Source organism: Streptomyces sp. NPDC001231 (assembly GCF_042896885.1).
Taxonomy (GTDB): Bacteria; Actinomycetota; Actinomycetes; order Streptomycetales; family Streptomycetaceae; genus Streptomyces.
On the sequence record NZ_JBIAXS010000029.1, the window covers coordinates 84,672 to 96,187 of the forward strand.

Consider the following 11,516-nt stretch of genomic DNA (forward strand, 5'->3'; position numbering starts at 1 on the left):
CTTAAGCGCGGCGCCAGGTCCAGGTCGTCGAGGCCTCCAGCGGTTCCAGCGGGGTGACCAGGCGCGGGAGGGTGTTCAGTCCGTCGGGCGGGCCGGTCTGCGGTTCCACGCACACGGCGGTCTGCTGCTCGTCGTAGACGACGACCCACTCCTCACGGCTGGTCACCCTCAGCTCCAGCTGGCCGGGCCAGGTGAGCGTGACGTCGACGCCGCCGGGCATGCCGAAGCAGTCGTCCCAGGGGCCGGGCTTGGGTTCGACGCGGTGACCGGTGGGCAGGTGGTCGTCGCCGCGCTCCTCCTGCCAGGCGGGCCGGAAGTCGACGCGGACGTCCTGGGCGCCCGCTCCCCCGAGGTTGCGGTGGAACCACGGGTGCCAGCCGATCTGCGCCGGGAAGGACGACTCGTACGTCTCCACGGACATGGTCAGGGTCAGGGCGTCCTCGGTCAGAGTGACGGCCTGGGTGACGCGGCCGGGGTAGGGCCAGGGGTCGACGAGGTCGTACGTGATCACCGCCTCGCCCGCCGAGGTGCGGGCGGTGCGCCAGGCGCCGTCGCGGGCGGTGCCGTGGATGGCGTGCGGTGGGGAGTTGCGCGGCATCTGGTGGACGGTGGCGCCGTCCCGGAAGCGGCCGTCGCGGATCCTGCCGCACCAGGGGACCATCGGGAAGCAGCCGAACCGCTCTCCCTGGCGGAGCAGTTCGAGGCCGCCGACCCGCAGACTCCCGACGCGCCCGCCGTTCCCCGGCTGCACGACCGCTTCCGCGTCGCCCGCGGTCAGCGTGATGTCTTCGTTACTCACCCCACGAGGCTACTTGGCCGATCAAGACGGCGTTCCGCGCCGCGGTCGAGCGGGTGCGTCGAGCGCGGTGGGAGGGACAGGACTGGGGCAGCACCGGGGCGGCCCGGCGAAGACGGCCAGCGGGGCGGGGACGGGGGCGGGGGCGCAACGCCCGCCGGGGCGGCGCCGAGCGACGGCGTCGGAGAGCCCGACCCATGACGATCACGGCGGAGAGTGGGTCCGGCAGAAACGGCCGGCGACGCGGGAACGGGCGCGTAACGGCCACGGGGGCCGGGCCGGGCACCGCTCAGCGACGGCGCCTCAGGGCCCGGCCCACGACGATCACCGACGCCACCACCAACGCCGCCGCGGGCGCCGCCCAGCGAAGGGTGGGACCGGCGGAGACGGTGAGCGGAGCAGGAACGGGGGCGCCCAGTGGGATGGGCCCGGCGGAGACGGTCAGCCGAACGGGCGCCTGACGCCCTCGGGCGAGGAAGGGCGCCGCTCAGCGACGGCGCCTCAGGGCCCGGCCCACGACGATCACCGACGCCACCACCAACGCCGCCGCGGGCGCCGCCCAGCGAAGGGTGGGACCGGCGGAGACGGTGAGCGGCGCGGGGACAGGGGCGTAACGGCCGCGGGGCGGAGCGTGGTCCACCTCCTCGGCACTGCGTCCGATCATCGTGCGCCGCGCGTGCGCCGCTTCGGCGGGCGGCTCGGCGGCCTCGGCGAAGTCCTCGGAGACGGGGGGCTCGTCGTCCTCGTCCTCCTCGTCGGCCAGCGGATCGAGGGCGGAGGGCGGAACCTCGGCGTCGAAGACGGAACCGCGCCCGCCCGGCCCGGCCGGGCGCGCCTCGCCTTCGTCCCCGAGCGGCGGGGCCGGGGCATCGTCCGCGTCCGGAGCGGCCTCGAAGTCACCACTCGCCAACGGAGCAAAGTCCTCGGTCGCCTCATCGGCCAGCCCCACGACACCATGAGCCCCGGGCGCCTCGGGCCCGGCGTCCCGCGACTCGGAGGCTTCCGCCTCGGGGGCTTCCGACTCGGAGGCTTCCGCCTCGACGCCACCCGCCCCGGCGGCAGCCGACCCGGCAGCCTCCTCCTCAGCCCCGTCCGATCCAGCGGCGGACGACTCGGGTCCCTCCACCCCTCGGCCTACCGGCTCGACACCATCCGCCCCGGCGGCAGCCGGTTCCGTGGACAGGTTTTCCGCGAAGCGGTTCAAGAGGCGGGTCGTGGCAGTGTGTACGGAGTCCGGGGGCAGCTCGGTGACGCGGCCTTCGGCGGAGGCCGTGCCCTCGAAGGTGAGGGTGGAGCCGTCGTCGGTGTCGCGGAGGCGGAGCGTGAGCGTGAGTTTCACCGAGCCGGTGCCGCGGGACTCGGTCGCGTCGCCCTCGACGGCGTAGGAGCCGTCGTCGAGCGCACGGACGCGCAGCGCGCCGCGGTAGGTGATGGAGTGGCCGCCGATCCGCATCTTGAGCCGACCGCTGACGGGCTCGCCGCCCGCGTCCTGCTGGAGCCCGGGAACCGCCCGGGCAACCCGCGCGGGATCGGCGAGCGCCCTCCGCAGCCGCCGAACCGGAACCGGAACGAACACCTCGTGCTCCATGTCAGCCGAGGGTACCCAGTGCCGCCCCCGATTACCCTCCCGTCGCCCAGAACCCGTCCGCCCGCGAACCGCACGCGCCGACGGCAGGCCCGGATCAGTCCGCGTACCGGGGGTGGACCAGCGTCGAGGGCGGAAGGCCGGGGACCCGGGTGCGGGCCGCGTCGCGGGCGGCCGCCGTGAGCGACGCCGTCGTCAGCGTGCGGGGAGCGGGGGCCCGCGGGTCCAGGCGGAGGGCGGGCGGCATACGGGCCGCCAGGACAAAGCCCCAGTCGCGGGGGGCGCGCAGGGCGCCGGCCGTGCGGTCGGGCCCGGCGGCGAAGTCGGCGTCGCGGCCGTCCACGCGGTACGGCAGGGTGCGCAGTCCGGCGGCCCGGACCGTGGCCTCCACCGTCCAGAACACCCGGGGCCGGGAGGAGACCGGCCCGGCGTGCACCACCAGCCGCCCGCCGGGCGCCAGGGTCCGCCGGGCCAGGCCGTAGAACTCCTGCGCGTACAGCTTCGTGCTCGCCGTGATGCCCGGATCGGGCAGGTCCTCGATCACCACGTCGTACGCCGCCGCCGAAGCCCCGCGCAGCCAGTCGAAGGCGTCGGCGGTGCCCACGTGCACACGCCGGTCGTCGAAGACGTGCTCGTCCAGTCCGGCGAGTACCGGGTCGCCGCGCGCCAGCCGGACGAGGGCCGGATCGCGCTCGACGACGTCCACCCGCTCCACGCCGGGGTGCCGCAGCACCTCGCGCGCGGCGAGCCCGTCGCCGCCGCCGAGGATCAGCACCCGCGCGTGCGGCCCGGTCATCGCGGGGTGGACCAGCGCCTCGTGGTAGCGGCGCTCGTCGCGGCCGCTGACCCGCAGCCGCCCGTCGAGGAACAGGCGCAGCGGACGGCCCCGGCCGCCGCCGGTGAGGACCACCTCCTGCTCGCCGGTCCGCAGCGCCACCCGGACGTCCCCGCCGTACATCGCCTGCCGCGCGGCCCGTTCGAAGTCGCCGACCAGGGCGGTGAGGGAGGCGAGCAGACCGAGCACGGCGAGGTTGGCGACGATCAGCAGCCAGCGGCCGCGCGGGGTCAGGTCCCGCGTGAACAGGCCGAGTACGAGGACGCCGCCCGCCACGGCGTTGACGGCGCCGGTCACCAGCGCCCCGGTCAACTGCCCCAGCAGCGGCAGCAGGAGGAACGGGAAGGCGAGCCCGCCGACGAGTGCGCCCACGTAGTCCGCCGCGAACAGGTCGGCGACGGCGCCACCCGCGTCCTGGCGGCGGATCCGCTGGATCAGCTCCATCAGCAGCGGCACCTCCGCCCCGATCAGCAGGCCGATGGCCAGGGAGAAGGCGACCAGCAGGCAGCGCGGGCCGTCCGCCCACATGCCGCCCCAGCCGCCGGTCCAGGCGAACACCGCGTACAGCGCCATGGCACTGCACCCGCCGACCAGCGCGAGCGTCGCCTCGATCGCGCCGAAGGCGACGGCGGCGTGCCGGCGCAGCCGCTTCGCGGCGAGCGAGCCGATGCCCATCGCGAACACCATGACGGACAGCACGATCGACGCCTGGGTGACCGAATCGCCGATCAGGTACGAGGCCAGCGCCACGAGTTCGAGCTCGTACACGAGTCCGCAGGCCGCGCAGACGAAGACACCCGCGAGGACGAGGAACCGGCCGGTTCCCGGCCGGACGGGCAGTCGCGCGGGGCCGCTGAAGGGCGGCGCCGCGCCGGGCGGGGCCGGGGCGTGCGGTTCGATCACACCTGTGACGTTACGTCACAGCAGCAGGACGCTTCGTCACCCACACGTGTGGAAAAGGAAGTTGTCGCGCGTCACATGTTTACCCGCGCTCAACTCGCTCCCGCCGGCGCGGAACGGCGTACCCCCACCCTGGTCCGGGTCGCCACCAACTGGCCGTCCTGCGGGTAGGCGTGCCAGGTCCGCCAGTGCACCTGGCCGTCGTGCCACTGCGCCAGCATCGCGGTGAACGCGTTCGGGCTGCCCGGGAAGACCCCCGCGAGACCGTGCGGATGGTCGGAGACGAGGGCCAGCAGCTCCTGGGCGCGGCCGGTGAACGACCCCGGCGAGAGGAACTCGACGCGGGCGGCGAACTCGTACTCCCAGTCGTCGGCCCGCTTGGCGACGCCGAGCGGCAGGGGTGTGCTGGAGCCCGGGATGCACGCCACGGTCTCCGAACAGCTTCCCCGCTCCTCCTCGAGGAGCACCTGGTGGGACGCGCCGAGAAGTCTCAACTGGAGTTTCGCGCCGGTCAGTTCGAGGTCCAGGGTGGCAAGTGCGGGCAGCGGCTCGCGCCCCAGGGCCCAGGCGAGGTCGGCCGCGCGCGTGTCGGTGTAGGAGGTGTTCAGGGTCGTGAGCATGGATCGGCTCCGCTAGCACGCAAAGAAAAAGAAGGGAGGGACGGGCCGGCACGCCCCGGTGGGCACGGGGACAACGGCCCGGCTCAGCCCAGCTCGGGAGGGGGTGTGCGAGACGTCCGAGGGGCTGCGTCGGTAGAGGCAATCATGAACAGCGGTTCCGCCACAGGGTTTTTACCCAACTTCGTGCGGTTTCCATCCCTCAGAGGGCCCCACAGCTCAACTGTTCAACCCTGGCAGATGCCAGGGCGTACGCGTGAGGCCGGCGCACCCGCCGGAGACTGCCTCCCGACGGGCGCCGGCCCGGATGCGGTTCCCCCATGGAACTCGGCTGCCCCGCCTCAACTGCCCGGATCAGCTGCCTCCCCCGCATCCGCCCCCGCACGACGACCCTCCGCCGCACGAGGAGTTCCCCCCGCAGGAGTGACCCCCACACGAGTGGTGACCCCCTCCCGAGTGACCCCCTCCCGAGTGATGGCCGCCGCCGGACGAGCACGTACTGCCGCCGCCTTCCGACCCGGCCCACCAGCCGGCGCCCCCGCCGCTCGCACTGCCCCCGACCGACTCCGTGCGCCGGCCTCGGTACGACTTGACGTAGCGGTCGCGGCGGGCCCTGCGGCGTCCCGCCGCCACGGCGGTCACGCACAGCACCGCGATCACCGCCAGGACGATGCCCAGAACCATGGCGTCCTCCCTCCGATCCCCGGGGCCCGCCGACCGCGCCCGAGTCCGTTCCCCGGACGCCGCCGGACGCTCCCGGGGCGTTCGCCGAAGCGACCCCCCGTGGGCGCCTCGCAGCGTGCCCGGGAGATGCCCGGCCACCGGAGCGGCCAAAGCACACTTGAGGAACTCCAGAGCTTGGACGGAGGATGGCCGGCATGACCTCCAGCGCACGCCCGCTCCTCAACCGCCGGCTCGCCGAGTTCGGGACGACGATCTTCGCCGAGATGTCCGCGCTCGCCGTACGGACCGGGTCGATCAACCTGGGGCAGGGATTCCCCGACACCGACGGCCCCGAGGAGATCCGGGAGGCGGCCGTCCGCGCACTGCGCGACGGGCGGGGCAACCAGTATCCGCCGGGCCCGGGCATCCCCGAGCTGCGCACGGCGGTCGCGGAGCATCAGCTGCGGCGGTACGGGCTCTCCTACGACCCGGACACGGAGGTGCTGGTCACGGCGGGCGCCACCGAGGCGATCGCGGCAGCGCTGCTCGCGCTGCTGGAGCCCGGCGACGAGGTGATCGCCCTGGAGCCGTACTACGACTCCTACGCCGCCTGCATCGCCATGGCGGGCGGGAAGCGGGTGCCGGTGACGCTCCGGCCGCACCACGAGGAGGGTGCCGGGTTCCGGCTCGACCTGGACGAGCTGCGCGACGCGGTGACCCCGCGGACCCGGCTGCTGCTCCTGAACACCCCGCACAACCCGACCGGCACCGTCCTCACCCGCCCCGAACTGGCCGAGATCGCACGGCTCGCCGTCGAGCACGACCTGCTCGTGGTGACGGACGAGGTGTACGAGCACCTGGTGTACGACGACGCCGAGCACATCCCGCTCGCCACGTTCCCCGGCATGCGCGAGCGCACCGTCGGCATCTCGTCGGCGGGCAAGACGTTCTCGTTCACCGGTTGGAAGGTCGGCTGGGTCACCGCCGCCGCTCCCCTGGTCACGGCGGTCCGCTCGGCCAAGCAGTTCCTGACCTACGTGAGCGCCGGGCCGTTCCAGTACGCGGTCGCCGAGGCGCTCGCCCTCCCCGACAGCCACTTCACCGGCTTCCGCGAGGACCTGCGCGCCAAGCGCGACCTGCTCGGCACCGGCCTGACCGAGGCGGGCTTCGAGGTCTTCCGCCCCCGGGGCACGTACTTCATCACCACCGACATCGCCCGGCTCGGCGAGAAGGACGGCATCGCCTTCTGCCGCGCCCTGCCCGAACGCTGCGGGGTGGTCGCCATCCCCAACGCGGTCTTCTACGACGACCGGGAGGCGGGCCGCACCCAGGTCCGCTTCGCTTTCTGCAAGCGGACGGACGTCCTGCACGAGGCCGTGTCCCGCCTCCGGAGCCTGTGAGCCGGGCTGCGCGCGGGTCCTGGTCCGCACGGCCCTGGACGGCGCGCGGGCCCCGGTCCGCTACAGCGAAGAGCCCGGTCCCGGTACGCGGCCGGTGATGGCCTGCGTCCCGGGCCGGGCTCCCGTCCGGCTACGGCACGTATCTGCGCGCGCTCACGCGGACACCGCTGTGCGCGACCGCCGAGGGACTACTCCTCGTCGTCGTCCTCGGGCTTGTCCGCCTCGTTGACGTCCTGCTCGAGGCCGAGCTGCTCGACGAGCCACCGGTCGAACTCGATGGCGGCTCGCACCCAGCTGACCGTCGAGGAGACGAAGTGCTCCAGGCTCACGCCCATGCCGATCAGCATCTGCGCCTCGCCGATGAGGCGGACGGTGCCGTCGTCGTGGGTGTGGCTGTACACCTTGGGCCACAGGGTGCGCCGGTTCCAGTCGTCGATGGACTCCAGCAGCTGCGGCTTCTCGTCGATCTTGTGGGGCCGGTCGTAGAACGTCCGCACCGAGAAGACCTGCTGGTCGGCCTCGCCGCGGAACATGAAGTACGTACGGAACTGCTCCCACGGCGCCGCGAGGTCGCCCTCGTCGTCGACGACGTACTTGAGCTCCATCTGGTCCAGGAGCTGCTTCACGAGGTCCTGATCCGGGACGACGGGGCCCGCCGGTCCCTGGGGCTGCGGCTCGGGCTGGCCCCCGAAGTTCGGAATCGAGGACGGGTCGATGCTCACCGTGTTTTTCCCTTCGTACGGATCTCGCCATCCTCCCTCATGCGGGGAGGGGGGTGGCAAGCCCTCCGGGAGGCTGTCAGCCCTGGGCTGACACGATCCGGCCGCCAGGTGGACGTCCGGCAAACGGAGGTGGGAGGTCATGACGCGGACACGGGGCGGGACGAAGGGACTGCCCTTCCTCGCCGCCTTCGCGGGCATCGTGCTGTCCGACTCCGAGTACCCAATGAGCGCCGGACCCACGGAGATCTCCACACCGGCCGCGACGCGGTTCCCGGCGTTCACGGTGTGACGCGGTCCGCCACCCACCGTGGTGGCGGACCGCGCCGGGGGCTTACAGCGTCTTGCCGGTCGCCGGGCCCACCAGCAGGCCCTCGCCGAAGCGGTCGACGCGGACCGTGTCGCCGTCCTTGATCTCGCCGGCCAGGATCTCCTTGGCGAGTCGGTCGCCGATGGCGGTCTGGACCAGGCGGCGCAGCGGGCGGGCGCCGTAGGCCGGATCCATGCCCTCCTCGGCGAGCCAGGCCAGGGCGTCGGGGGTGACGTCCAGGATCAGGCGGCGCTCCGCCAGGCGACGGGCGAGCCGGTCGATCTGGAGCCCGGCGATCCGGCTCAGCTCCTCCTTGGACAGCGCCGAGAAGACCACCAGGTCGTCCAGGCGGTTGAGGAACTCCGGCTTGAAGGAGGTGCGGACCGTCTCCAGGACCTGCTCCTTCTTCTCCTCCTCGCTCGTCAGCGGATCGACCAGGTACTGGCTGCCCAGGTTCGAGGTCAGTACCAGGATGGTGTTGCGGAAGTCGACCGTGCGGCCCTGGCCGTCCGTGAGGCGGCCGTCGTCCAGCACCTGCAGCAGGATGTCGAAGACCTCCGGGTGGGCCTTCTCCACCTCGTCGAGCAGCACCACGCTGTACGGGCGGCGGCGTACGGCCTCGGTGAGCTGGCCGCCCTCCTCGTAGCCGACGTAGCCGGGCGGGGCGCCGACCAGCCGGGCCACGCTGTGCTTCTCGCCGTACTCCGACATGTCGATGCGGACCATGGCCCGCTCGTCGTCGAAGAGGAAGTCGGCGAGCGCCTTGGCGAGTTCGGTCTTGCCGACGCCGGTCGGGCCGAGGAAGAGGAACGAGCCCGTCGGCCGGTCCGGGTCCGCGATGCCGGCCCGGCTGCGGCGTACGGCGTCGGAGACGGCGCGCACGGCCTCGGACTGGCCGATGAGCCGCCTGCCGATCTCCTCCTCCATGCGCAGCAGCTTCTGCGTCTCGCCCTCCAGCAGGCGGCCGGCCGGGATCCCGGTCCAGGAGGCGACCACGTCGGCGATGTCGTCGGGGCCGACCTCCTCCTTGACCATGGTGTCCTTGGCGGCCTCCTCCTCGGCCTGCGAGGCGGCCTCCAACTCCTTCTCCAGGTCCGGGATCTCGCCGTACAGCAGCTTGGAGGCGGTGTCGAAGTCGCCGTCGCGCTGGGCGCGTTCGGCCTGGCCGCGCAGGTCGTCGAGCCGCTCCTTCAGCTCACCGACCCGGTTGAGGGCCTGCTTCTCCTTCTCCCAGCGGGCGGTCAGGCCGCGCAGCTCCTCCTCCTTGTCGGCGAGGTCGCGGCGCAGCTTCTCCAGCCGCTCGCGCGAGGCCGCGTCGGTCTCCTTGTCGAGCGCCAGTTCCTCCATGCGCAACCGGTCGACGCCGCGCTGGAGTTCGTCGATCTCCACCGGGGAGGAGTCGATCTCCATCCGCAGCCGGGAGGCGGCCTCGTCGACGAGGTCGATCGCCTTGTCGGGCAGGAAGCGGGAGGTGATGTACCGGTCGGACAGGGTCGCGGCGGCCACCAGCGCGGAGTCGTTGATCTGCACCTTGTGGTGGGCCTCGTAGCGGCCCTTGAGCCCGCGCAGGATCGCGATGGAGTCCTCCACGCTGGGCTCGGCGACCAGCACCTGCTGGAAGCGCCGCTCCAGCGCCGGGTCCTTCTCGATCCGCTCCCGGTACTCGTCGAGCGTCGTGGCGCCGACCATGCGCAGCTCACCGCGGGCCAGCATGGGCTTGAGCATGTTGCCGGCGTCCATCGCGGAGTCGCCGCCGGCGCCCGTGCCGACGACGGTGTGCAGCTCGTCGATGAAGGTGATGATCCGGCCGTCGGAGTCCTTGATCTCCGCCAGTACGGTCTTGAGCCGCTCCTCGAACTCGCCGCGGTACTTCGCGCCCGCGACCATCGCCCCGAGGTCCAGCGCCACCAGCCGCTTGTCCTTCAGGGACTCGGGCACGTCGCCCTTGACGATCCGCTGGGCGAGCCCCTCGACGACGGCGGTCTTGCCGACGCCGGGCTCACCGATGAGGACCGGGTTGTTCTTGGTGCGGCGCGACAGCACCTGCACGACACGGCGGATCTCCTGGTCCCGGCCGATCACCGGGTCGAGACGGCCCTCGCGCGCCGCCGCGGTGAAGTCCGTGCCGAACTTCTCCAGGGCCTTGTACTGGCCCTCGGGGTCGGCTGTGGTCACCCGGCGTCCTCCCCTCGCCTTCGAGAAGGCGTCCTGTAGCTTCCTGGCGCCGGCGCCCTGGCCGGACAGCACCTCGCCGGCCGCGCCGCCCTTCGCGGCGATGCCGATGAGCAGGTGCTCGGTGGACAGGTACTCGTCCCCGAGGTCCCGCGCCCTGCTCTGCGCGTCCGCGATCACGGCGAGCAGCTCGCGGTTGGGCTGCGGCGGCGCGACCGTGGACCCGGTCACGCTGGGCAGTGACGCGAGCACGCGCTCGGCGCCGGAGCGGACGGAGGCCTGGTCGGCCTCGACGGCCGACAGCAGGTCGATGATGTTCTCGTTCTCCTGCCCCTCGAGCAGCGCGAGGAGCAGGTGGGCGGGGGTGAGGTCCGGGTGCCCCTCCCGTACGGCCCGGTTGCCGGCCGCGTTGATCGCGTCACGGCTCCTGTTGGTCAGCTCGGCGTCCACGGTCGCTTCTCTCCTCCTTGACGAGCGCTCTCAGCCACATCTCCCAGTGCTGACTCAGTCAGCGTACACAAACTTGAGTCTATTCCACTCAAGGTGAGCCCGGGAGCTTTCGCGGGGAAGGGGGTTCGCGACTCCCGGGGTGCCGGGCGGGTTAGGTTGCGGGTCATGGCCACCACCACGTATGCCCTCGACCCGGGCGCCCCCGACGCGCCGTATCTCGGGTTCTGGCGGGAACGGCACCTGTGCACGCTGACCACCCTCCGCCCTGACGGCACCCCGCACGTCGTTCCCGTCGGGGTGACTTACGACCCGCGGGCGCGGCTGGCCCGGGTGATCACGGACAAGGCGAGCGCCAAGGCGGCACACGTCCTGGCGGCCGGCCCGCAGGGCGCGCCGGTCGCGGTGTGCCAGGTGGACGGGCGGCGGTGGGCGACGCTGGAGGGACGCGCGTTCGTCCGCACGGAGCCGGAGCGGATCGCGGAGGCGGAGCGGCGGTACGCCGAGCGCTACGAGCGGACCCCGGGACCCAACCCGTACCGCGTGGTGATCGAGATCGAGCTGACCCGGGCGCTGGGGCGCGGCTGAGCGGCGTTCTTTTTCGGCCAGTGATCGAATGCGCCGATACCCGGAGTTTTCCAGGGAAAACGACAGCGGCGTCACCGTGTTCAGGTCACGGTGACGCCGCTGCGGGGGGAAGCACCTGAGCGATCTGTTACGACGGGGGAATCGCGTCAGGCACTGCGGGGGGTGGCGGTGATGGTCCTGAGGACCGAGGATTCCGCCGCCACCTGACGGTGATCCCTCTGGTCCAGGTTCACGAAGATCATTCCGTAGCGGACTGCACACCGTACGGGCTGCGGCGCCCCCCGAGGCCGCCGCAGACACCGGTACGCCCGTACGTCTCCGTCCTCGTCCCGCGTAACGACGACCGGCTCACCGAAGACGGTCACCATCAACGAGTCACCGCTGTGGGGGATGGCGGTGACCAGGTCGATGAAGTGCCAACCGGAGCGGTAGGCGGTGGCCATCTCGCGGCGGAAGGAACGGTCGTCGGGTGGAGTGGTCACAT

At 72.6% G+C, this 11,516-nt stretch carries 10 protein-coding genes; 3 read left to right on the top strand and 7 right to left on the bottom strand.

All coding sequences use genetic code 11. From position 1 onward, the window contains the following. Window position 1: 1 nt before the first annotated feature. From ACFY3J_RS30070 to ACFY3J_RS30085, 4 genes are all read right to left on the bottom strand, one after another. Complete coding sequence (locus tag ACFY3J_RS30070; RefSeq protein ID WP_390842129.1) at window positions 2-799, bottom strand: aldose 1-epimerase; 798 nt, start codon at window positions 797-799, stop codon at window positions 2-4. Between the two features lie 484 nt (window positions 800-1,283). After that, entirely contained in the window at window positions 1,284-2,384 is a 1,101-nt protein-coding gene (locus ACFY3J_RS30075; protein ID WP_384174712.1) for an SRPBCC domain-containing protein, read from the bottom strand. A 94-nt stretch (window positions 2,385-2,478) separates the two neighbouring features. Then, on the bottom strand, window positions 2,479-4,119 hold the full coding sequence (locus ACFY3J_RS30080) for a polyamine aminopropyltransferase (RefSeq protein ID WP_390842130.1): 1,641 nt from the start codon (window positions 4,117-4,119) through the stop codon (window positions 2,479-2,481). 89 nt (window positions 4,120-4,208) lie between these two features. Next, a complete protein-coding gene (locus tag ACFY3J_RS30085; protein WP_384174708.1) occupies window positions 4,209-4,736 on the bottom strand; it encodes a DUF2617 family protein in 528 nt (175 codons plus the stop codon). An 866-nt stretch (window positions 4,737-5,602) separates the two neighbouring features. On the opposite strand from ACFY3J_RS30085, the gene ACFY3J_RS30090 reads away from it, so the two are divergent. Beyond that, a complete protein-coding gene (locus ACFY3J_RS30090) occupies window positions 5,603-6,796 on the top strand; it encodes a pyridoxal phosphate-dependent aminotransferase (RefSeq protein WP_384174706.1) in 1,194 nt (397 codons plus the stop codon). A 188-nt stretch (window positions 6,797-6,984) separates the two neighbouring features. Here the strand turns inward: ACFY3J_RS30090 and ACFY3J_RS30095 are convergent, their stop codons facing one another. Continuing rightward, the gene (locus ACFY3J_RS30095; protein ID WP_384174704.1) at window positions 6,985-7,518 is read right to left on the bottom strand and encodes a YbjN domain-containing protein; all 534 of its coding nucleotides are present in this window, start codon (window positions 7,516-7,518) and stop codon (window positions 6,985-6,987) included. A 139-nt stretch (window positions 7,519-7,657) separates the two neighbouring features. Here ACFY3J_RS30095 and ACFY3J_RS30100 point away from each other — a divergent pair, with 139 nt between their 5' ends. Beyond that, on the top strand, window positions 7,658-7,807 hold the full coding sequence (locus ACFY3J_RS30100) for a hypothetical protein (protein WP_384174702.1): 150 nt from the start codon (window positions 7,658-7,660) through the stop codon (window positions 7,805-7,807). 42 nt (window positions 7,808-7,849) lie between these two features. Here the strand turns inward: ACFY3J_RS30100 and clpB are convergent, their stop codons facing one another. Further along, complete coding sequence (gene clpB / locus ACFY3J_RS30105; protein ID WP_390842131.1) at window positions 7,850-10,447, bottom strand: ATP-dependent chaperone ClpB; 2,598 nt, start codon at window positions 10,445-10,447, stop codon at window positions 7,850-7,852. Window positions 10,448-10,612: 165 nt separating this feature from the next. Between clpB and ACFY3J_RS30110 the strand changes: the two genes are divergently transcribed. Continuing rightward, window positions 10,613-11,032: a pyridoxamine 5'-phosphate oxidase family protein gene (locus ACFY3J_RS30110; RefSeq protein WP_390842132.1), complete on the top strand. Its 420-nt coding sequence runs from the start codon at window positions 10,613-10,615 to the stop codon at window positions 11,030-11,032. 146 nt (window positions 11,033-11,178) lie between these two features. On the opposite strand, the gene ACFY3J_RS30115 is transcribed toward ACFY3J_RS30110, so the two are convergent. Further along, window positions 11,179-11,514, bottom strand: coding sequence for a hypothetical protein (locus ACFY3J_RS30115; RefSeq protein WP_390842133.1), 336 nt, complete (start codon window positions 11,512-11,514; stop codon window positions 11,179-11,181). Window positions 11,515-11,516 lie beyond the last annotated feature (2 nt).

Bases quoted from the DNA above. Each gene is read 5' to 3' on its own strand.
- ACFY3J_RS30075 (WP_384174712.1), bottom strand. From the start codon at position 2,384: ATGGAGCACGAGGTGTTCGTTCCGGTTCCGGTTCGGCGGCTGCGGAGG.
- ACFY3J_RS30085 (WP_384174708.1), bottom strand. From the start codon at position 4,736: ATGCTCACGACCCTGAACACCTCCTACACCGACACGCGCGCGGCCGAC.
- ACFY3J_RS30090 (WP_384174706.1), top strand. From the start codon at position 5,603: ATGGCCGGCATGACCTCCAGCGCACGCCCGCTCCTCAACCGCCGGCTC.
- ACFY3J_RS30100 (WP_384174702.1), top strand. From the start codon at position 7,658: ATGACGCGGACACGGGGCGGGACGAAGGGACTGCCCTTCCTCGCCGCC.
- ACFY3J_RS30110 (WP_390842132.1), top strand. From the start codon at position 10,613: ATGGCCACCACCACGTATGCCCTCGACCCGGGCGCCCCCGACGCGCCG.